We start from the raw sequence: 21,380 nt of genomic DNA, 5'->3' as shown, positions 1-21,380 counted from the left end.
CGGCCCGAGTTCGACCCGGGCCGTCCCGGCGGCTATGCCAGGGACGGCGCCTTCTCCTTGTCGGCCTGCGGATCGTAGGTCTCCCAGAACGTGGCGCCGGGAATGCTCAATGCCACGGGATCGAAGACCGGATCCTTGCCCGCCTGCTGCTGGCGTTCGTAGTCCCGCAACGCCTTGTAGGCCGGTTGTTGCAGGATGATGATGCCGACGATGTTGAGCCAGGCCATCAGTCCCACACCGATATCGCCCAGGGTCCAGGCGTCGGTCGCGGTCGACACCGCGCCCGCCGCGACCGAGACCAGGATGAGCGCTTGCAGCAGCAGGGTGGAGTTCGAGCCGATGGTGCCGCGAATGAACGGGACCGGGATGGACGCGGCCTTGCCGAGCAGGAACCGCAGGTTGGTTTCGGCCATGTAGTAGTAGGCGATGATCGTGGTCAGGCAGAAGAACGCCAGCGACACCGCGATGAAGGTGGATCCGGCGCCGCTCCACATGGTGTCGAAGCCGACCTGCGCGTAGGCCGGGCCGACCGCGGCGTTCGAGGGCAGCGCGCCGCCCTCGGCGATCACCGCGCCGTTCGCGGACTCACCCTCGAACACCCGGTAGGCGCCGGTCGACAGAATGAGGAATCCGGTTGCGGTGCAGATGAACAGCGTGTCGACATAGACCGCGAAGGCCTGCACCAGCCCCTGCTTGGCCGGATGCGACACCTCGGCCGCGGCGGCGGAGTGCGGGCCGGTGCCCTGCCCGGCCTCATTGGAGTACACCCCGCGCTTGACGCCCCACATGACCGCGGATCCGATGATCGCGCCGAAGGCGGAGTCGACGCCGAAGGCGCTGGCGAAGATCAGGCGCAGCACCCCGGGCAGCTCGCCGATATTGACGATCACGACCACCAGCGCCAGCGCGATGTAGACGATGGCCATGAACGGCACCACGACCGCGGCGAAGGCCGCGATGCGCTTGACGCCGCCGATGATCACGAACGCCAGCACGATGACCGTGCCGACCGCCACCACCCATTCGCCGACGCCCCAGGCCTGATGCATGGCCGAGGCCATCGAGTTGGACTGCACGCTCGGCATGAGCAGACCGCAGGCCAGCACGGTCACGGCCGCGAAAATGAAGCCGTAGACCTTGAACGCCGAGGCGGCGCGGGTATGCGCCATCGCCTTGCTGAAGTAGTAGGCGGGCCCGCCGCGGTACTCGCCCGTGAGCGGATCGCGGGCCTTGTAGATCTGGCCCAGGGTGCATTCGACGAACGAGGTCGACGCGCCCAGGAACGCCACCGCCCACATCCAGAACAGCGCACCCGGCCCGCCGAACGCGATGGCGGTGGCGACACCGGCGATATTGCCGGTGCCGACGCGGCCGGACAGCGACATGGCCAGCGCCTGGAACGAGGACACACCCGACGACGACTTCTCGCCCTGCAGCATCAGCCGGATCATCTCCGGGATTTGGCGGATCTGTACGAACCGCGAGCGCAGCGAGAAGTAGACACCCGCCGCGAGGCACAGGTAGATCAGGCCTTTGCTCCAGATATACCCGTTCAGGGTGTCCAGAAATTCAGTCAAAACACGTGCTCCCTCGAGGTGACGACAACGCCCGAGATCCTCGCATACCCGGCAACACCGTCAGTTACCGATTGGTCACATCGATGTAAGGTGCCCGCATCGGGCCGCGACGGCTATGAATCTCGAGGCGACTGCATCGACCGTCGCGTTGTGTGCGCGTGTCGGCAATCGTGGCGCTACGCTTCCGGGGCAAGTCAGCCAACCTAAGGACGAACTTCATGCGCTCGATGCAGCGTACGGGTTTGTGCACCGCCGTCGCGCTATTGTTCCTGGTCACCACCGCTTGTGCCATCGGCCACCGCGCCGATACCGCCGCGCCGCCGCGCCCGGCGCATCCGACGCCGGTGCCGGCGGCGGACTACACCTTTCCCACCGAGTGGGCGGGCGACTTCACCTTCCGCTGGAGCGCCGCCGAGCCCATTGATCAGGCGACCCCGGAGGCCGTATTCGTCCGGGCCTTCGCGGAGGCCAAGCGGTTGTCGATGGCGGTGGGCTCCGACCTGTCCTATCCCGGATACGCCCGCGCCGTCGCACCGGTCGATTGGCTCCGGGTTCCCGAGGGTGGTGAATACCCGCCCGGCGCCACCCGCGGCGACTGGGTACTGCGCTGGGCCGGCACCTTCTACGCCCGTATTCTGCGGATCGATACCGGACCCGAGGGCTTCACCGCCGCCTACTGCCTCGACTTCGACGGCGTCGCGGTATCCGGAGACGGCGGCGCCACCTATCGCTGGGTCCGGACCGGTTTCGGCGGCACCTCGCCCACCGGCTGGCCGATCTGGCTGACGGCGCGCGTCGATCCCGCCGGCACCACGCAGCCGTCCGCACCCTCGGCGTCGACCACGGCCCGCACCGACCGAGCACCCAACTACAACGCCTTCGAGGGCTGGCAGGTCACCACCGCCTGGGGCCCCTCACCGCGCACGCCGGACGAGGCCGCCCTCGCGGCGAACTGCACCACGTGGACCCGCGACAACCAGCGCGTCGACGTCATGGGCACGAGACAGGATGGCGCACCGGCGAATCCGCCCCCGGCGCCCGAACCGCCCTTCCCCGGCTGGCCCGCCCAGGATCTGTGACGCCGCCTCCGCTCACTCCCAGCGGAACCAGCGGGTCGCGACGGCCGTCGCGCCCGCCAGAATCCCGAGCAGCAGCGCGAGCGGCAACCGACCATCGGACCAGGCGCCATTGCTCCACAACCCCTGCAGCCAGGTGACCAACTGGGTGAGCGGCGAGAACTCGGCCGCCCGCCGGACGCCATCGGGGAGGACGGCGAGAGGAACCGCGGCGCCGGAGAGAAAGATCAACGGGTAGACCAGCACATTCCCGATGGTCTGCGCGACCGCCTGACTCGGCAGCAGCGCGGCGAGGGCGTACCCGACCGCGAGGAAGGCGAGCACGCCGAGCGCGACCGCTGCCAGCACCGCGAGCGGATTGCCGTGCGGACGGGCGCCGAAGACGAGGACTCCGATACCGATCATCGCGCCGATGCTGAACAGGCAGACCGTGAATCGGACGAGCACGTCGGCGGCGATGTAGGTCAGCGGGCGCAGCGGGGTGGCGCGGAAGCGGCGCAGCGAGCCGTTCTCCCGCTGGGAGACGATATCGACGGGCACCAGGATCAGGCTGACGATCGCGATGACGATCGCGGAGAAGCCGACCAGATTGGCGTCGAGGTAGCCGCGGCCGTCGAATTCCGCGGCGGGAGCATTGCCGAACACCGTGCCCATGAGCACGACGAACAAGGGGCCGAAGGCGACCATGAAGAAGGCGGCGGCAGGTTCCCGCAGCGTCCGCTTGGTCTGGATCTCCAGGAGTTTGGCGAAGGCCGCGCTCATGCCGCTCGCTCCTCTCGCATCCGGCGACCGGTCAGGGCGAGGAAGACCTCTTCGAGCCCGGCCTGGTCGGTGCGCAGGTCCCGGGCCCACAGATCGGCCGCCGAGAGCACCTCGATCACACCCTGCGGATAGCGGTTTCCCTTCCCGTGCACCGTGATTCGCGACCCCGATCGATCGATGCGCGTCACGCCGGCCACCGCGCCGATCCGATCGATCGGCGCCTCGCCGGCGACGGTGAAACTCAGGCTGCTCTCGGCCGCGATACCCGCGACCAGCTCCGGCACGGTACCCAGCGCGACGAGACGACCGTGATCGACGATGGCGACGCGGTCGCAGAGCTGTTCGGCCTCCGCCATGGAATGCGTGGTGAGGAAGACCGTGGCGCCGCGATCGCGAATATCGCGGATGATGTCCCAGATCGCCAGGCGGGCTTGCGGATCCAGCGCGGTGGTGAGCTCGTCGAGAAACACCACGTCGGGATTGTTGAGCAGCGCCAAGGCGATGAACACCCGCTGCCGCTGCCCGCCCGACAGCTTGTCGATATAGACATTCGCCTTGCCCCGCAGCCCTAATCGCGTCAGCAGCGCACGCCAGTCGGCCGGTTGATCGTAGAACGAAGCGAACAGTTCGAGCGCCTCACCGGTTTTCACCCGTGTCGGCAACGCCGCGGACTGGAGCTGAATCCCTATGCGCTCCCGCAGTTCTCGCGCATCACCGATCGGGTCCAGCCCGAGTACCTCGATGGTGCCGGCATCGGGCCGGCGCATCCCCTCGACGCACTCCATGAGCGTGGTCTTACCGGCCCCGTTCGGCCCGATCATGCCGAATATCTCGCCCGCGCGCACCGCGAAGGACACGCCGTCGACAGCCCGCAGCCCACCGTAACTCTTCCCCACATTCCGGCACACGATCGCGTCACGCATCATCGGGTTCCGTTCGCGCGGAACCTCCTTGGGATTGCTCGAGGATCTGCCGCAACAATTCCGACGACCCCTGCAAGTTGCGCATCAGCACCTCGAGCTTCATCAATGCCAGCCCCTGCTCCGGATCCCCGAGCACCAGCAACTTGTCCCCCGCCGCAATCCCGTGATCACGCCGCGCCTGCGCCGGAATCACGATCTGCCCCCGCTCACTGATCGTGACCGCCCCGTAGAACCCGCGCCCGCCGGGCCCATAGGAAACCGCATCCCCGTCCGCCATCAGCACACCCGCCTTCCCGCGTACATGATTTACAAAGCATATCGTGCAGATCATGTGTTGGACCGGGGATTCCACTCTTTATCTATGGCGCAGGTCCGGACGCGACCGTGGTTACGGTGGAAGTGGTCGCCGGGGTGACGGCGACGGGATGACACGGAGATTCGGTATGGCTGGGCAACTGGTGAAGTGGCGCCGGGTGGTGTTCGCGCGGCACTCGAACCCGTGGAGCGCGTGGACCCGGTGGGCGAGTACCCCGCTGGTGCTCGTACCGGTGTGGACCCGGCGGCCGAGTCATGCGGCGGTGGTCGGCGTCTGGCTCGCCGTGAATCCGGTGATCTTCCCGCGCCCCGCCGACGACCGGGCCTGGGCGACCCGCGTGATACTGGGCGAGGAGCGGTGGATCACCGAGCGGCCCAGGGACGCCGCACTCGCGGTGAACGCCGCCGCCACTGCGGCCGGTCTCGTCGCAGTGATCTCGGCCCGGCGCCGGCGACTGCTGCCCGCCGCGGTCGCGACGCTGGTGCAGATGGCGCTGCTACTCGTGTACTGGGAACAGATGGCCCGCTACTTCGAACGCAGGCTCACGCCTTCGGCCCGCGAACCCGTCGTGCGCGGCTCGGAAGCGAGGTAGCCATCTTTCCGAATATGGTGTTCGTCAACGGCAGTTCGACTTGCTCTTGGGCCGTTTTTTACGGCATCTTTATGTAGGCGTGCCGGGAAGTCTGGTCGGCGATACGCGGTCCGAAACCCCTCGGACCGTGACCCGACGAAACCGGAGTCGGCGTGACGGATATGCGCTCCACCTCGACGTCTTTCCTCTCGGCGACAACCCGCCGAGTCGTATTCTGCACGTGTGCACGCTGCTCAAATCGCCGAGGAATACCCGGTGGTCGGTCTGGACACCACCGCCTTGGATGCGGCTCGGCTGCTCGCCGAACATCGGCTGCCCGGTCTGGTGGTCGTCGACGGCAAGGGCGAGCCACAGGCCATCCTGCCCGCCTCCCAGGTCGTGCGGTTCCTGGTCCCGACCTATGTGCAGGACGATCCGTCGCTGGCGGGGGTCCTGAACGAGGCCATGTCCGACCGGATCGCGGAGAAGCTGCGCGGCAAGAAGGTTCGCGATGTCATCCCCGAGAAGTTCAGCGAGATCCCGCCGGTCCGAGCCGACGACACCGTGCTCGAGGTCGCGGCGCTGATGGCCCGATCCCGCTCCCCGATCATCGCCGTCATGGACAACGGCGCTCTCGCGGGCGTGATCACCGCGTCCCGGCTGCTGGCCGCGATGTTGCGCTACTCCTGATCCCGCCCCGTATCCGGGACCGCATCGGGGGCGGACCCCGATGACCGCCGTGGCGGTGGCGGTATTCACCGTGGCCTACATTCTCATTGCCAGCGAACGGGTTCCGAAGACCACCGCGGCACTCGGCGGCGCCGCCATCGTGCTGGCACTGGGCGTCACCGACTCCGAACACGCCTTCTTCTCCCACGAGACCGGCATCGACTGGGATGTCATCTTCCTGCTGCTCGGCATGATGATCATCGTCGGGGTGCTGCGCCAGACCGGCGCGTTCGAGTACACGGCCATCTGGGCGGCCAAGCGCGCCAAGGGATCCGCGCTGCGCATCATGATCCTGCTGGTGCTCATCACGGCGGTCGCCTCGGCATTCCTCGACAATGTCACCACCGTCCTGCTCATCGCCCCCGTGACGCTGCTGGTGTGCGATCGGCTGGCGATCAACCCGGTACCCTTCCTCATCGCGGAGGTGCTGGCGTCGAATATCGGCGGCGCGGCCACGCTCATCGGAGATCCGCCCAACATCATCATCGGCAGCCGGGCCGGGTTGTCGTTCAACGACTTCCTGATCCACATGGCCCCGATCGTGGTGATCGAGCTGGCGGTGTTCACGCTGATTCTGCCGCGCCTGTTCCGCGGCTCGTTCACCGTCGATCCCGAACGCGTCGCCGACATCATGTCCCTCGACGAACGCGAAACCATTCGCGACGGCAGGCTGCTGGTGAAGTGCGCGGTGGTGCTGGCGGCGGTGTTCACCGGATTCATCGGGCATTCCGTCCTGCACGTCGAGCCGTCCGTGGTCGCCCTGCTCGGCGCCGGTGTGCTGGTCCTGATATCCCAACTCCCCCAGCGCGATTACCTCTCCGCGGTGGAGTGGGAGACCCTGTTGTTCTTCGCGGGCCTGTTCATCATGGTGGGCGCCCTGGTGAAGACCGGCGTGATCGAACGCCTCGCCGAGCTGGCCACCGAGGCCACCGGCGGCGACGCCCTGCTGGCCACCATGCTCATCCTGGTCGTCTCGGCCCTGCTGTCGGGCATCATCGACAACATTCCGTACGTCGCCACCATGAGCCCGATCGTGGCCGACCTCGTCGGCAGCCTCGACCATCCCCAGGCCGGCGCGCTGTGGTGGTCGCTGGCGCTCGGCGCCGACTTCGGCGGCAATCTCACCGCCATCGGCGCCAGCGCCAATGTGGTCATGCTCGGCATCGCCCGCCGCTCCGACCACCCGATCTCCTTCTGGGAGTTCACCCGCAAGGGCGCCGTCGTCACCGCGATCACCATCGCGATCGCGGCACCGTACCTGTGGCTGCGCTACTTCGCACTCGGCTGACCGATCTCCTCACCGAAGAGTTCGCGGCGGCGCTGTTCGGATTCGCCATGATCCTGTCCTTCTTCGGACCATCATGGACCTCCCGCAGGCGATCATGGATTTGTCGCCGTACCGAGGGGCCCTGGGCGGACGGTGCGGTGAACGCCTCGGTCCGTCACCATGACTCGATCAGCGGAGCATCGTGCTCCCGCCGCTGCCATGCCGCGCTGAGACGAGCGATGCGGGCCGGGGCGGCGATGCCGCGGACGCCCGCGATCTTGTCGTCACGCATTTCCAGGATCAGCACGCCCGCGACCCGGCCGTCGATCGTGAAAAGCATGGCCGGGCAACCGTTGACAACACCCGCATGGATGGACGGCGAGCCGCCGGCGAGTTTGCGTTTGGCCGGAGTCGGTTTCAGGCCGGCCCGCACCGCGGCGGCGATCTGTTCGGGGTTCAGGTACCGGATGAGCTTCTCGGCCAATCCCCCGGCGCCGTCGGAGACGCCGGTCGCATCGGCGGTCAGCAGAGCCACCAATTGTTCGGTGCGGCCGGAGGAGGCGGCGTCGATGAACGCCTCGACGATTCGGCGGGCGGAGGCTTGGTCGGTGCCGATTCCGTTGCGGGCGGCGGAGATCCGGCGTCGGGCGCGGTGGATGTGCTGCTGGCTCGCGGACTCGGTGATGCCGAGGATCTCGGCGATTTCGGCATGGCTGTAGGAAAAGGCTTCGTGCAGAACGTAAACGGCTCGTTGGACCGGCGACAGGCGCTCCATGAGGGTGAGCACCGCCAGGGTCACCGACTCACGCTGCTCGACGGTGTCGGCGGGACCCAGCATCGGGTCGCCGTCGAGCAGCGGTTCGGGCATCCAGGCGCCGACCGCGCGTTCGTGCCGCAGTTTCGCCGAACGGAGGCGGTCGAGCGCCAGATTCGTGACGATCTTGGTCAGCCAGGCCTCGGGGACCTCGATGTGGTCCCGGTCGGCGGCCTGCCACCGCAGGAACGCGTCCTGCACCGTGTCCTCGGCGTCGGCGGCCGATCCGAGCAGACGGTAGGCCAGGCAGGCCAGCCGATTCCGGCTGGCCTCGAATCTCGCCACGGTGGCAGTGTCCATGGCCACCAATCTATGCGGGGACCATGTCGACCGAATGCGCTGGGGTGGTTGCCAACCGGTGCCGGCGGCTCGGCATGCCGTAGGTCGGGCGGCTGATGGCCCAGGCGCTGGTCGCCACGATCGCCGCCTTGACCCGCGCCGCCGACCGGCCGCACAGGGCCCCGGACTTCGAGTGCGCGTCACCGTCGACCAGCTGGAAGATCCCGTCCTTGCGCCCGAGGCTGATGTGGTTGCCGACATAGGCCAGCGCGGTCGCCTTGATCTTGCGGCCGGTCAGATCCCCGACGATCGCGGCCGCCGCCTGCGAGCCGGTGAATCCCGCTGAAGCACAGGACATCGGCAGGGGCTGTCCGTTCTCGCCGATGACGAAGACGCTGTCACCTGCCACGTACACATTCGGGTGCGAGATCGACCGCATCTGACGGTCGACCGTGATCTGCCCGTTGGCTTCCACCGCGAGTCCGCTGGCGGCGGCGATCGGGTGCACGGCGAAACCGGCCGCCCACACGGTCGCGTCCGAGGCGAAGACGGTGCCGTCGGCGGCGACCGCGCCCGTCTGCTCGACGCGCTCGATCGCGGTGTGCTCGTGCAGCGTGATGCCGAACCGGTCGAAGGCGCGCAGCAGGTGACGGCGGGCCTTCGGACCCAGCCAGCCGGCCAGCTCACCGCTGGTGGCGAGGCTCACCTCGAGTCCCGGGCGGGCTTCGGCGATTTCGGTGACGGCTTCGATGGCGGTCAGGTTGCCGCCGACGACCAGCACCTTCCCGTTCTCGCCCAGCTCGTCCAGGCGGGCGCGCAGCCGCAGCGCGGACGGCCGGCCCGCTACATGGAAGGCATGCTCGGCGACGCCGGGAACACCGTGGTCGGCGACGGTGCTGCCGAGCGCGTAGAGCAGGGTGTCGTATTCGAGCTCGCCGATGCCCTCGCCGTCCACGACAGTGACGGTCCGGTGCTCGGCGTCGACACCGGTCACCCGTGCCAGCCGCAGCCGAATGCCGGTGCCGGCGAATACTTCCGCCAGCGGCCGGTGCGGCAGCTCGTGTCCGGCGGCGAGCTGGTGCAGGCGCAGCCGCTCCACGAAATCGGCTTCGGCATTGACCACGGTGATGTCGACGTCGTCGGCGTGCAGGGTGCGGGCCAGGTATCCGGCGGTGAAGGCTCCGGCGTATCCGGCTCCGAGGACGACGATGCGGTGCTTCATGATTCGCTCCTGTCTGGTTCGCGTGCACTCTGAACGAGACAGGCCCCGAATTCCTGACAGCATCTTTCGGTGACGCCCGTCACCCTGCGAACGGGCGGGTCCCGGTGGATACCCGCACGGTCGGCGGGGTCAGGCGCCCACGTCGCGACGGCGGAAGCCGGTCAGTCCCACCGCGATACCCGCCGCGCCGATGCCGAACAGGATGAGCAGCGCCGCCGCGGTCACGCCCTCGAGCGGCGCGAGGGGTGTGTGCGCGAACGGGGAGGCGTCGTCGAACCAGTCGGGCAGGTCGAAGGAGTCGGTGAACAGGGTGGCGACCGCGCAGTAGGCGAAGACCGACCAGGCGACGGGCAGCGCGATCTTCGGTAGCCAGCCGAAGGCGATGGCGGCCGCGGCGGCGATGGTCCACACGCCGGGCAGGTAGGCGAGGGAGGCGGCGGCCAGCCGGGCCGGTTCGCCCGCATCGCCGGTCATGAGGCCGTGCGTCAGGCCCTGACCGAAGCCGCCCGCGACCAGCACCAGCGTGCTGCCGATCAGCGCCACGCCCAGGTGACCGCCGAACCAGGCGTATCGGCTCACCGGGGCCGCGAGGATCGGTTCGGCGCGGCCGTCGGCCTCCTCCGCGCGGGCGCGCAGGACGGCGGTGATCGAGTACGCGGACACCAGCAGCGCCAGCATCGACAGCGACAGCGCGAGATAGGAATTCACCGCATCCTCCGCGCCGCCGGGCAGGAAGGCGGCGAACTCCGGATTGTCGGCGAGATACTGCTCGATGCTGTCGGCGAAGGAACCGTAGGCCGCGCCCAGCCCGAACACGCCGATCACCCAGCCCGCCAACGTCCCTCGCTGCAGCCGCCACGCCAATGCGGCCGGTGAGCGCAGCGCCCAGGTCGCCCGCGCCCGCCCGGTGGCGTACGGCAGCAGGCCCGCGCCGAAATCGCGATGGGTCAGCAGCGCGAATGCCAGCGCGGTGAGGACGAGGGTCGCGACCACGAACAACAGCAGTGGCCACCAGCGATTCTCGACATAGGGATAGGTGCGCTGGCCCCAGCCCAGCGGGGACGCCCACGACAGCGTGCCGTCGCCGACATCACCCACCGCGCGCAGCACATAGGCCAATGCGAGACACAACGCCACGGAACCGTAGACGCTGCGCGGATTCTCGAAGACCTGCGCGGCGACGGCGGTGAGGGCCGCGAAAGTCAGCCCGACTCCGGTGATCGCGGCCCCGAGCAGTATCGATCCGCCCACCGGCAGGCCGGTTCCGACGGCGACGGCGAAAACCGCCAGTCCGGCAAGGAGATCCGCCATACCGGCGAGCGCCAGTGCGGCAATGGCCGGTGCCCGCCGACCCACCCGCGCGGAACGGATGAGCTCCATCCGCCCGGTCTCCTCATCGGTGCGGGTATGGCGGCCGACCATGAACATGCTCATGAGCGCGACCACGATCGCCACATAGCCGAACACCTCGAACAGCACTTCACCGCCGATGGTGTCCAGCAGGCGTTCCGGACCGCCCATGGCGACGGCGGCCGCATTGCCGCCCATGGTGCGGCGCAGCTGAGCGAGCTTCTCCGGGGTGTCGTAGAAGCGCTGGCTGCTCAGCGATTGCATGGCCAGCAATGCGGCGGCCCCGCACAGCCACGCCAGCAGCGGGAATCGCTCCCGCCGCACGGCGAATCGCAGCAGCACCCCGGCCCCCGCGGTGTCAGCGCGCAGTCCCGTCACACCGGTCGTCATGTGCGCTCACCCACCGGCTCGGCCTCGTCGCGATAGTGGCGCAGGAAGATGTCCTCCAGCGTCGGCGGCGTGCTGACGAGATCGCGCACGCCCAGTGCGGCCACCGCCCGCAGGGCGTCGTCCAGATGCGCCGGGTCCACGTCGAACCGGACGTGGGAGCCGTTCACGGACAGATCGTGCACGCCGGGCACCTTTTCCAGCTCGGCGGGCGATCCCGTGGTCTCGACGCTGATGGTGGTGCGCGTCAGATGGCGCAGCTCGGTCAGCGTGCCGGTCTCGACGGTGCGGCCGTGGCGGATGATGCTCACCCGCTCGCACAGCGCCTCGACCTCGGCCAGGATGTGGCTCGACAGCAATACCGTGCAGCCCTGCCGCGTCAACTCCCGGACGCACTCGCGGAATCGGGCGTCCATGATGGGATCCAGACCCGCCGTCGGCTCGTCCAGCAACAGCAGTTCCGTGGCTCCGGCCAGCGCCGCGACCAGGGCGACCTTCTGCCGATTGCCCTTGGAGTACGCGCGCGCCTTCTGATGGGGATCGAGTTCGAACCGTTCCAGCAGCTCGTCTCGCCGCCGCCGATCGATCCCGCCGCGCAGCCGGCTCATCAGGTCGATCACCTCGCCGCCGGTGATCCCCGGCCACAACACCACCTCCCCCGGGACGTAGGCCAGCCGCTCGTGCAGGGCGACCGCATCGACCCAGGGATCGGCGCCCAGCACCCGGACCGTTCCGGCGTCGGCCCGCAGCAGGCCCAGCAGAATCCGGATGGTCGTGGTCTTGCCCGACCCGTTCGGCCCCAGAAAACCGTGCACCTCCCCCGGCGCCACGATGAGATCCAATCCTCCCAGAGCCGTGGTGCGGCCGAAAGTCTTCCTCAGCCCCGCGATTTCGATGACGGCAGCACTGCCCATGGCGGTCCCTTCATGGTGACCTGTTACTCCCCGCCATCCATGCTGGTACCGCCCATCACCGGCGTCAAGGCGCGACTACAACCTCGCACCCCGCTAGTCGACGACCGCCTTGGGCCGCTCGAACTGCCGCAGCAGCGGTTCCACCACACGCGCGGCAATCGGACCGAGCACGGCCATCAGCAGCACATAGGTGGTGGCCAGCGCCGCGAACTCACTGGGCACCGCACCCGCAGCGACCGCCAAACCCGCGATGACAATGGAGAATTCGCCGTGCGCGACCAGGGCCGCGCCGGCCCGGGCGCGACCGTAGCGCGAGGCCCCGGCGCGCCGGGCCGCCCACCAGCCGGTGAACAGCTTCGCGGCGGTGGTCACCACGGCCAGCACGATCGCCCAGCCCAGCACCGGCGGAATACTGCGCGGATCGGTGGTCAGGCCGAACAGCACGAAGAACAGGGCCGCGAACAGATCCCGCAGGGGTTCGAGCAGTTTGGTGGCATTGTGGGCCGTGGAATCGGAGATCGCGATGCCGAGCAGGAAGGCGCCCACCGCCGCCGACACCTGCAGCGCGGACGCGACACCCGCGACCAGCAGTGCCGCGCCGAGCAGTTTGAGCAGGAAGATCTCGCGGTCGTCGCTGTCGACGATCATCGACACGTACCTGCCGTAGCGCAATGCCACCACGAGCACCACCGTCACCGCGGCCAGCGCGATACCGAGCGTCTTCAGCCCCGCGGCGAAACCAACTCCGGCCAGAATGGCGGTGAGCACCGGCAGGTAGGCCGCCATCACCAGATCCTCGAACACCAGGATCGACAGGATGGTCGGCGTCTCCCGGTTGCCCAGCCGGCCGAGATCGCCGAGCACCTTGGCCACGATGCCCGAGGAAGAGATATAGGTGACGCCCGCCATGGCGACCGCCCCGGTCACACCCCACCCGAGCCACAACGACACCAGCACACCGGGTGTCGCGTTCAACACCAGATCGACCACACCGGCCTGCCAGGAACCCCGCAGACCGGTCACCAGTTCGCTTGCGCTGTACTCCAATCCGAGCAACAGCAGCAGCAACACCACACCGATTTCGCTGGCCAGGTGAATGAACTCGTCGACATGCCCCAGCTCGACCAGTCCGCCCGTGCCGAACACCAATCCGCCGATGAGGTACAACGGGATCGGCGACATCCCGATCCGCGCGGCGAGCCTTCCCAGCAAACCCAGACCAAAAAAGACCGCGCCCAGCTGAATCAGCGCGAGCGCGGTTTCGTGTGCCACCATCTACTTTCAGCCATCCGTCAAAATTCTGGCGGCAGCCGTTAGGCTCTCCGCCGTACCGACAACAACCAACACATCCCCGGCGGTGAAGACGAAATCGGGGCCCGGCGAGGGAATCGCATGCCCCGCCCGCATCACGGCCACAATGGAAGCCGTGGTGCGCGAGCGCATCTGGGTGTCGCCCAGTTGCCGTCCGTCATACGGTGACCGGCTCCGCACCGTGAACTGCCGGGTCTCGAGCTCTCCGTAGTCGCGGTGCTCCTCGCGCAGCTGCGCCACCAATTGTGGTGCGCCCAGCAGATTCGCCAGCACCGTGGCCTCCTGCGCGGACAGCGGGATCTGGTCCGTCGCATCGGGATTGCCGGGTTTGCTCACGATCAGGTCGATCGTGCCGTCCTTGTGATCGATGATCCCGATCCGGCGACGGGCGCCCGACAGTGAGAATTCCTTGCGCACCCCGATGCCGGGCAGCTGTGTAACCTCGACGTTCACACATCCCACCCTAACCGGCGCCGCGTACAGCCGTTCGGCTAGCGGCCCGCCGTCCGGGGAGAGAGGTACGGCATTGTCGAATACGCGGAATGCGTGAATGCCACGGGCGGCTCCTTTCGGGTCGATCCACGATGAAACGGACTCGTGGAGTCCCTTGCCGACCAGATTTCCCGGCCCACCTGGTAGGTAATGATTCCGTAAAGATGCCGGTCTGGCAAACCGGTCGCCCGTTTTAGAAGTCGAATGTGACGAATCCCGCTGGCGTCCATCCGCTTCCGGCGCTCAGCCGGGCTGGATCAGGCGGGCCTCGTAGGCGTAGATCGCGGCCTGGGTGCGGTCGCGCAGGTGCAGTTTGTCGAGAATGCGGCCCACGTGGGTTTTGACGGTTTGCTCGGAAATGACCAGTTCTCCGGCGATTTCGGCATTGGACAGGCCGCGGGCGATGAGAACCAGGACGTCGTTCTCGCGGGCGGTCAGCTCCTCGGATCGCTGGACCAGCGGCGCGAACCGATCCGGGAATCGGGTGAACCGCTCCAGCAGGCGACGGGTCACCGAGGGCGCGAGCATGGCGTCGCCGCGGGCCACCGCGCGCACGGCATCGCCGAGAGCGTGCGCGGAGACGTCTTTCAGCAGGAAGCCGCTGGCGCCGGCGCGCAAGGCGGCGTAGACGTATTCGTCGAGGTCGAAGGTGGTGAGCATGATGATCTTCGGTGGGTGGTCGGCCGCGGTGATGTGCGCGGCGGCCTCCAGGCCGTCCAGGATGGGCATGCGGACATCCATCAACACGATGTCCGGCCGGGATCGCGCGATCTCGGCGACGGCCTGCTCGCCGTCGGCGGCCTGACCGACCACCTCGATGCCGGGCTGGGCATTCAGCAACACCGCCAGGCTCTCCCGGACCACGTGCTGGTCGTCGGCGACGACGACTCGGATGGATGTCATCGCGGCTCCCGCAACGGCAGCGTGACCGAGACCACGAAACGGCCGTCGCCGGTCGGCCCGGCGGTGCAGGCGCCGCCGAAAGCCGCTGCGCGCTCGCGCATTCCGGTGAGACCATGACCCCCGCGCCCGGCAGTGAGCGCCGGGCCGGTGAGCGGGTTGTCGATGTCAACTCGAATCTGGCTGTCGTCCAGCGTGATTCGCGCGTGCACGGGTGCGCCGGGCGCGTGCCGGACGGCATTGCTCAGCGCCTCCTGCGCGATGCGGTAGGCCGACAGGCCGACGCCGGGCGGGGCGGCCGAGAGATCGCCCTCGACGTCCAGATCGATGTGAGTTCCGGTGCCGCGCACCAGTTCCACCATGCCGCCGATATCGGCGAGAGTGGGCGCGGGAGCCGTGCCGGTGTCGGCGGAACGCAGGACGCCGAGGATGCGCCGCATATCCGCGAGCCCGATCACGGCGCTCTCGCGAATGGCGGCGAAGGTCTGCGGCGCGGATTCCGGATCCCGCAACGGCGCGGCCTCGGCCTGCAGGGCGATCACCGACATGTGGTGCGCGACCACATCGTGGAGTTCGCGAGCAATGCGGGTTCGCTCCTCCAGCACCGCGTTTCGCTCGCGCTGGCGGGCCATGGCCTGCTCCTGGTCGCGCAGTCCGCGCCGGGCCACCGCCAGGCCGCGCACCGCGGCGCCGGCGAGCAGGACCAGGCCGGCCAGGACCGCGAATTCGAGGAGGTCCGGCAGCCAGGCTCGCGGGCGGAGCGCGGCGGCCAGGCCGAGCCCGGCGGCTATGGTCGCGCCCCAGTACGCCGCCGCGTGCCGGGTAGGCACGGTCAGCGCGATGACGCCGAGCACCATCAGATAGCTGTTGGCCATGGCGTCCACCCAGAGGCCGGTGCCGGACCAGAACGACGCCAGTGACACCGCCGCCGCCGACGCGGCCCATGCGATCACCGGAAGCCGCACCGCCAGCACCAGTGCGAGGGCTTGGACCAGGGCCAGCCCGAGGGCGCGGCGGTCGGACAGACCGGTATCGGACATGAGCGTGTGCGTGACGATGCCGAACACCGCCACGCCGAGCACCAGCGTGGCGGCGAAAACCGGTGCCCACCATGGCCGCGGGCCCGCTCGGGTCAGCCAGGTCATGAGATCACTATCGGCCACGGCGGGCTCGGGCGTCGACGCGATCGGCAAGCTTTCCTCACCCTGTGGACGCTAGAAACCGCTGCCGCCCGCGGCATCCCGCTGCGGAGGGGTCTTGGAATATCACTCTCAGGTATGACGGCCCCGCACCACGGGGGTGAGGAGCGGCCGGCTCCGCGCTGCGATTTTCCCGGTATCAGGGTGATTCCCGATGGCGACGGGCAAGTTCGGCGCACATACTCGAATAGTCGATATCGACTAATAGAGTTCGCGGAGACGCACCATGCAGACCCAGACCGCTGTTCGCCCGGCCACCCGACCTGCCCGCCCGTCCGCTCGGCCCGCGACCGGAGCGCGAAACAACTTGGCGGGCTTCGCGATTCTCGCGCTCGTCGCCGCGCAGCTACCGCCGTTGTTCCCGCCGTATCTGCCGGATGCGGTCGCTCCGATGTGGTACTTCCTCGCCGCGCTCGCCGGTGGACTGGCAGCGCTCGTGACGGGGTGGCCGCAGGTCCCGCGGCCACTGGTGACGACGCTGGGCTGGGCGCTGATCGTCGCGACCGTGCTGCAGGCGTTCGCCATTGGCGATGGAGCGGCGATGTTCGCGACTTGGCTCGTCGTACCGGCTGTCGCGCGGCTGGCCGGACAGTTGCGGCCCGGACCGCGCAAGGCGCTGGTCGCGGCGCACGCCGTCGCGGCGGCCTGCTGGGTGGGTATCGCGCTGACCATTACGGCCATGGCGGTGGTGGCCATGACGACCGGGACCCTCGAGACCAGCGTGACCACCTACGAGCTCATGACGCTCTTCGACGTCACGCTGCTGCCGTGGGCGAATTTCGCCACCGTCCTCACCGGGCTCGCGCTCGGCGTGACGACCGGGTGGGGGCTGATCAGGTATTACTGGGTGACGATCAAGTTGACCATTGCCGTGGGCGTGCTGGTGATGGCGTTCGGATTCCTGCACGACGCACTGGAGCAGGCGCATGCGGAAGCCGTGCGGCTGGCCGCCACGGGCGGCACGACCGCGGATCTCACCGGCGGCGCCGATGTGGTCTTCTGGGGGTTCGGGTCCTCATTGCTCGCGCTGGTGATCGCGGTGCTGTTGTCGTTGTACAAGCCGGGCGGGAAGACCAGGCGGGGCCGGCGGCTGCTGCCGGCGCGCGCGGCCACGCGGGAGATTCGTGCGACGGTGGCGGATCGCCGTGAACTCGCGACGGGGACAATCGCTTTGACCTTGCGAGCCGTCGGGGAGGAGCCGCTGCCGGAGTGGCAGCCGGGTGCGCACATCGATGTGGTGCTGCCGTCGGGGCGGGTGCGGCAGTACTCGCTCTACGGCGATCCGGACGACCGCGGCTGTTATCGGATCGCGGTCCTGAACGAGCCCGCGGGCCGCGGCGGGTCGACGGAGATCCACGGGCTGCGCGCCGGGATGAGCGTCGGTATCCGGGGGCCGCGCAACAACTTTCCGCTCGTCGACGCGCCCGCGTATGTGTTCGTCGCGGGCGGTATCGGGATCACGCCGTTCCTGCCGATGATTCACCGGCTGTCTCGTTCCGCGGCCGACTGGCGGCTGATCTATCGCGGCAGGTCGTTGGCGGCCATGGCATTCGCGGCCGCGCTGCGCGGGCAGTACGCGGATCGGGTGACGCTGCTGCCGGGCGATACGCACGCCCGGCCGGACCTCGCGGCGCTGGTGGGCGGAGCGCCACGCCATGCGGCGGTGTACTGCTGCGGTCCCGAAGGTCTGCTGCGCGCCGTGGAAAGCGCTGCGGCGCAACGCCCGGACGTGGCCGTGCACGCCGAGCGCTTCGCCGCGAGCAATCGCGCGAACGAGGCCGCCACGCCGTTCCAGGCCGTGCTGCGCCGTTCCGGTGTCGTCGTCCAGGTGCCCGCCGACCGGACGCTGCTCGCCGCCATTCAGGAGGTCGATCCCACCGTCGATCTGTCCTGCGAGGACGGCGTCTGCGGGAGCTGCGCCACCCGGGTGCTGGCCGGGGTGCCCGATCATCGTGACGATGTGCTGCAGGCCGGTGAGCGGGACCGGGTCGATATCATCTATCCCTGCGTGTCTCGTGCGCGCAGCGAGCGCATCGAGCTCGACGTGTAGCCGGTGATCGAGGAGGGGCCCGTGGCGACTCGGCGGGACCCGTTGCACAATCCGCTCGCGCTCACGGTGCTCGCCTATCTGCTCGAGCGGCCCATGCACCCGTACGAGATCGGGAAATTGCTCAAGCAGCGCAATGCCGATCGGAATATCGGTTACAAGCACGCGTCGCTCTACATGGTCGTGGACCAGCTCGCTCGCGCCGGGTATATCACCGCGGTGCATACCGAGCGCGACGGGCAGCGGCCGGAGCGGACCGTCTACACCCCGACGGCGGCCGGTGAGGAGCGGCTGCGGGACCATATGCGGGAGATGGTCGCGGTGCCGGGCAAGGAGTATCGGCAATTCGAGGCGGCGCTGTCCCTCATTGTCGTGCTGCCGCCGGAGGATGTTCCCGCGCTGCTCGCACAGCGCCGGCAGGCCCTCGAGGACCAGGCCGCGCAACAGCATGCGGTTCTCGACCGGGCACGGGAGGTCGATGCGCTGTTTCTCATCGAATACCGCTACCGCCTCGAATTGATCGAAGCCGAACTGCGATTCATCGACCGCTTCCGCGAGTTGATCGAGGACGATCCGGCGGCGCTGGGTGAATTCTGGCGGAAGTTCCACGCCGCCAGGAGCATTCCCGGCGATCCGGCCGGCTGAGCGGTGTAGCTCGCTACACCTCGAATCAGGGGGGCTCGCACCGCTGATCTTCGTCGCCGGACGCGGTGGGATCGAAGCATGGTCGATGGACGAGCAGGGCAACGACGGTCAGCGGTCGCGAATCCGGTGGGGGTGGCGGTATTTCTGCTGCTCGCCTTCGGGATCTCCTGGCTCTGGTTGTTGTTCGCGGTGGTGTGGCTGGGGTTTTCGGTGATCAATCCGATCGTGCAGTTGCCGATGGCGGTAGCGCCGGCGGTCGCGGCGCTGGTCGTCCGGCGCTGGGTGACGCGGGAGGGGTTCGCCGATGCCGGTCTGGCGCCGCGGTTTCGCGAACTCCGGTGGTATCTGATCGCGTGGCTCGGTCCGCTGGTCCTGGCGGTGGCCAGCATTGCCGTGGCCGTGCTGATCCGGTTGTGGTGGCCGGACTCCTCATGGCTGGATTCGGATTTCGGTATTCCGATCACCGGACTGACGCCGATCCTGTTGACGGCGGTGATCGTGCTGACGCCGCTGTACTTCGGCGAGGAGTTCGGCTGGACCGGATACCTGCGCCCGCGATTGTTCCCGGGACGACCTCTCGCGTCGGTCACCGCAACGGGTCTCATCTGGGCGTCCTGGCACTACCCGCTGGCCTTCATCGGCTACGTCCATTTCGGCGATGTGTTCGCCGGGCTGGCCGTGTGGACAGTGTCGTTCCTCTCCCAGGAGATCATCCTCACCTGGCTCTACCTGCGCAGCCGCACCATCTGGGTGCCCAGCCTCGCGCACGCCGGCAACAACCTGGTGCTGTCCCTGCTGGTCGGCGATCTGCTGGCGGAACCCCTGGGCGACACCCTGGTCACCCTGCTGCTGGCCGTGCCGCTCGGGGCGGTCGCGGGCTGGATCGTCTGCACCGGACGGCTCAGCACAGCGATGACTCGGCCGGATTCGATGCCGCCACTCGGGGCGCAGGGGCTAACCGCCGGTCGATGATCGCGCCGACCGTTCGAGCAGGCCCAGCAACGCTACGATTCCACAGCTCAGTGACGTGTTTGCGGGTGATCTGCTCACGGGACGGCGATGCGGGTGTTTGGCAGGGCGAAACCGGGGTATCGCAGCCGCGATGGATCATGAACGCGCACCGATTCTCGACGCGCTGGCCGATTACCAAAGGCTCGGGCGTTATGGATTCACGCCGCCGGGGCACCGGCAGGGCCGGAATGTGGATCCGCGGATTCTCGAGGTCCTGGGCGGGGCGATGCGGGCCGATGTGCTGGCCTCACCGGGGTTGGACGACCGGCTGGCGCGGCAGGGTTATCTCACCGACGCCGAGGAGTTGATGGCCGATGCGGTGGGCGCCGAGTGGGCCTTCTTCTCGACCTGCGGTAGTTCGCTGTCGGTCAAGGCCGCCATGCTGGCGGTGGCGGGCGGTGACGGCGGGCTGATTCTCGGACGCGACAGCCACAAGTCGATCGTGGCGGGACTCGTGTTCTCCGGCGTCCAACCGTATTGGATCGCGCCCCGCTGGGACGCCGAACGCCACTTCTCCCACCCGCCCTCACCGGAACAGGTGCGCGAGGGCTGGGAACGGCATCCGGACGCGGCCGGGGCGCTCATCGTCAGCCCCAGCCCCTACGGCACCTGCGCCGATATCGAGAGCATCGCCGACATCTGCCACGAACACGGCAAGCCCCTCATCGTCGACGAGGCCTGGGGCGCGCACCTCCCGTTCCATCCCGACCTGCCCACCTGGGCCATGGACGCCGGCGCCGACGTCTGCGTGGTGAGCGTCCACAAAATGGGCACCGGCTTCGAACAGGGCTCGGTCTTCCACGTCCAAGGCGACCTCATCGACCGCGACCGCCTCGAACTGTGCGCCGACCTCCTCATGACCACCAGCCCCAACGTCCTCCTCTACGCCGCCATCGACGGCTGGCGCCGCACCATGGTCCAGCACGGCCGCGAACTCTTCGACGCCGCCCTCGAAACCGCCGCCAAAGCCCGCTCCGCCCTGGCCCGCATCCCCGGCATCACCGTCATGGCAGACGAACTCCTGGGCGTAGCAGCCTCCCACGACCTGGACCGCCTCCAAGTCCTCATGGACGTCTCCCCCACCGGCGCAACCGGATACGACATAGCCGACTGGCTGCGCACCAACCGCCGCCTGGACCTGGGCCTCATCGACCACCGCCGCATCCTCGCCACCCTCTCCACCTCCGACGACCAAACCACCATCGACACCCTCGTGGACGCCCTCACCACTTGGCGCGCCACCACCCCCACCACCTCACCCCCACCCATCACCCTCCCCTCCCCCCGAGACCTCCAACTAGAACAGGTCATGCTCCCCCGAGACGCCTTCTTCGGCCCCTGCGAATCGGTCCCCCTCGACCAGGCCCCCGGCCGCATAGCCGCCGAACAAGTAACCCCCTACCCCCCGGGCATCCCCGTCCTCGTCCCCGGCGAACTCATCGACGAGGCGGTAATCGACTACCTCCGCTCCGGAACCGCAGTGGGAATGAACGTCCCCGACCCCGCAGACTCCGAGCTACACACCCTTCGGGTGGTGTCACTGAAGTAGGATGCTTGATCCCGCGTAGATGCACGGCGACAAGCTCAT

Annotated in this window: 20 protein-coding genes; 8 read left to right on the top strand and 12 right to left on the bottom strand. The window is 68.4% G+C overall.

What is annotated here, in order from left to right; translation table 11 throughout:
* Window positions 1–32: 32 nt before the first annotated feature.
* Window positions 33–1,577, bottom strand: a complete 1,545-nt coding sequence (locus tag ACYQ5L_RS17835) for an alanine/glycine:cation symporter family protein (protein WP_459958817.1) — start codon at window positions 1,575–1,577, stop codon at window positions 33–35.
* A 218-nt stretch (window positions 1,578–1,795) separates the two neighbouring features.
* Here ACYQ5L_RS17835 and ACYQ5L_RS17830 point away from each other — a divergent pair, with 218 nt between their 5' ends.
* Window positions 1,796–2,656, top strand: a complete 861-nt coding sequence (locus ACYQ5L_RS17830) for a hypothetical protein (protein ID WP_459958816.1) — start codon at window positions 1,796–1,798, stop codon at window positions 2,654–2,656.
* 12 nt (window positions 2,657–2,668) lie between these two features.
* Here the strand turns inward: ACYQ5L_RS17830 and ACYQ5L_RS17825 are convergent, their stop codons facing one another.
* From ACYQ5L_RS17825 to ACYQ5L_RS17815, 3 genes are read right to left on the bottom strand one after another with little or no spacing between them, the layout of a single operon-like run.
* A complete protein-coding gene (locus ACYQ5L_RS17825; protein WP_459958815.1) occupies window positions 2,669–3,415 on the bottom strand; it encodes an ABC transporter permease in 747 nt (248 codons plus the stop codon).
* Entirely contained in the window at window positions 3,412–4,311 is a 900-nt protein-coding gene (locus ACYQ5L_RS17820) for an ABC transporter ATP-binding protein (RefSeq protein ID WP_459958814.1), read from the bottom strand. Before ACYQ5L_RS17820 ends, ACYQ5L_RS17825 begins: the two co-directional genes overlap by 4 nt.
* Before the next feature lie 19 nt (window positions 4,312–4,330).
* Window positions 4,331–4,615, bottom strand: a complete 285-nt coding sequence (locus ACYQ5L_RS17815) for an AbrB/MazE/SpoVT family DNA-binding domain-containing protein (RefSeq protein WP_459963457.1) — start codon at window positions 4,613–4,615, stop codon at window positions 4,331–4,333.
* 52 nt (window positions 4,616–4,667) lie between these two features.
* Between ACYQ5L_RS17815 and ACYQ5L_RS17810 the strand changes: the two genes are divergently transcribed.
* The 3 genes from ACYQ5L_RS17810 (at window position 4,668) to ACYQ5L_RS17800 (ending at window position 7,242) form a co-directional block, all read left to right on the top strand.
* Window positions 4,668–5,246 (top strand): DUF6653 family protein, encoded by a 579-nt coding sequence (locus ACYQ5L_RS17810; protein WP_479684939.1) that lies wholly within the window; start codon window positions 4,668–4,670, stop codon window positions 5,244–5,246.
* A gap of 222 nt (window positions 5,247–5,468) precedes the next feature.
* Window positions 5,469–5,915 (top strand): CBS domain-containing protein, encoded by a 447-nt coding sequence (locus ACYQ5L_RS17805; RefSeq protein WP_459958812.1) that lies wholly within the window; start codon window positions 5,469–5,471, stop codon window positions 5,913–5,915.
* Window positions 5,916–5,955: 40 nt separating this feature from the next.
* Entirely contained in the window at window positions 5,956–7,242 is a 1,287-nt protein-coding gene (locus ACYQ5L_RS17800) for an ArsB/NhaD family transporter (protein ID WP_459958811.1), read from the top strand.
* A gap of 154 nt (window positions 7,243–7,396) precedes the next feature.
* On the opposite strand, the gene ACYQ5L_RS17795 is transcribed toward ACYQ5L_RS17800, so the two are convergent.
* From ACYQ5L_RS17795 to ACYQ5L_RS17760, 8 genes are all read right to left on the bottom strand, one after another.
* Window positions 7,397–8,335: a sigma-70 family RNA polymerase sigma factor gene (locus ACYQ5L_RS17795; RefSeq protein WP_459958810.1), complete on the bottom strand. Its 939-nt coding sequence runs from the start codon at window positions 8,333–8,335 to the stop codon at window positions 7,397–7,399.
* Window positions 8,336–8,345: 10 nt separating this feature from the next.
* Window positions 8,346–9,536 carry an NAD(P)/FAD-dependent oxidoreductase gene (locus ACYQ5L_RS17790; protein WP_459958809.1) on the bottom strand — a complete coding sequence of 397 codons (1,191 nt, stop codon included), beginning with the start codon at window positions 9,534–9,536 and terminating at the stop codon, window positions 8,346–8,348.
* A 129-nt stretch (window positions 9,537–9,665) separates the two neighbouring features.
* Window positions 9,666–11,276 (bottom strand): ABC transporter permease, encoded by a 1,611-nt coding sequence (locus ACYQ5L_RS17785; protein WP_459958808.1) that lies wholly within the window; start codon window positions 11,274–11,276, stop codon window positions 9,666–9,668.
* Window positions 11,273–12,187 (bottom strand): ABC transporter ATP-binding protein, encoded by a 915-nt coding sequence (locus ACYQ5L_RS17780; protein ID WP_459958807.1) that lies wholly within the window; start codon window positions 12,185–12,187, stop codon window positions 11,273–11,275. Before ACYQ5L_RS17780 ends, ACYQ5L_RS17785 begins: the two co-directional genes overlap by 4 nt.
* A 93-nt stretch (window positions 12,188–12,280) precedes the next feature.
* On the bottom strand, window positions 12,281–13,462 hold the full coding sequence (locus tag ACYQ5L_RS17775; RefSeq protein WP_459958806.1) for a cation:proton antiporter: 1,182 nt from the start codon (window positions 13,460–13,462) through the stop codon (window positions 12,281–12,283).
* A 6-nt stretch (window positions 13,463–13,468) separates the two neighbouring features.
* Window positions 13,469–13,951, bottom strand: a complete 483-nt coding sequence (locus tag ACYQ5L_RS17770) for a cation:proton antiporter regulatory subunit (protein WP_459958805.1) — start codon at window positions 13,949–13,951, stop codon at window positions 13,469–13,471.
* Window positions 13,952–14,233: 282 nt separating this feature from the next.
* Complete coding sequence (locus tag ACYQ5L_RS17765; protein WP_459958804.1) at window positions 14,234–14,893, bottom strand: response regulator; 660 nt, start codon at window positions 14,891–14,893, stop codon at window positions 14,234–14,236.
* Complete coding sequence (locus ACYQ5L_RS17760; RefSeq protein WP_459958803.1) at window positions 14,890–16,083, bottom strand: sensor histidine kinase; 1,194 nt, start codon at window positions 16,081–16,083, stop codon at window positions 14,890–14,892. The genes ACYQ5L_RS17765 and ACYQ5L_RS17760 overlap by 4 nt, the downstream gene beginning before the upstream one ends.
* A gap of 232 nt (window positions 16,084–16,315) precedes the next feature.
* Here ACYQ5L_RS17760 and ACYQ5L_RS17755 point away from each other — a divergent pair, with 232 nt between their 5' ends.
* From ACYQ5L_RS17755 to ACYQ5L_RS17740, 4 genes are all read left to right on the top strand, one after another.
* On the top strand, window positions 16,316–18,139 hold the full coding sequence (locus ACYQ5L_RS17755; RefSeq protein WP_459958802.1) for a PDR/VanB family oxidoreductase: 1,824 nt from the start codon (window positions 16,316–16,318) through the stop codon (window positions 18,137–18,139).
* 21 nt (window positions 18,140–18,160) lie between these two features.
* Window positions 18,161–18,781, top strand: a complete 621-nt coding sequence (locus ACYQ5L_RS17750; protein ID WP_459958801.1) for a PadR family transcriptional regulator — start codon at window positions 18,161–18,163, stop codon at window positions 18,779–18,781.
* Between the two features lie 78 nt (window positions 18,782–18,859).
* A complete protein-coding gene (locus ACYQ5L_RS17745) occupies window positions 18,860–19,753 on the top strand; it encodes a CPBP family intramembrane glutamic endopeptidase (RefSeq protein WP_459958800.1) in 894 nt (297 codons plus the stop codon).
* 130 nt (window positions 19,754–19,883) lie between these two features.
* Window positions 19,884–21,341 carry an aminotransferase class I/II-fold pyridoxal phosphate-dependent enzyme gene (locus ACYQ5L_RS17740; protein WP_459958799.1) on the top strand — a complete coding sequence of 486 codons (1,458 nt, stop codon included), beginning with the start codon at window positions 19,884–19,886 and terminating at the stop codon, window positions 21,339–21,341.
* Window positions 21,342–21,380 lie beyond the last annotated feature (39 nt).

This window comes from Nocardia sp. IFM 10818 (genome assembly GCF_054655275.1).
The sequence above is the reverse complement of the archived record's forward strand: the minus strand, read 5'-3'. Positions and strand labels throughout refer to the sequence as shown.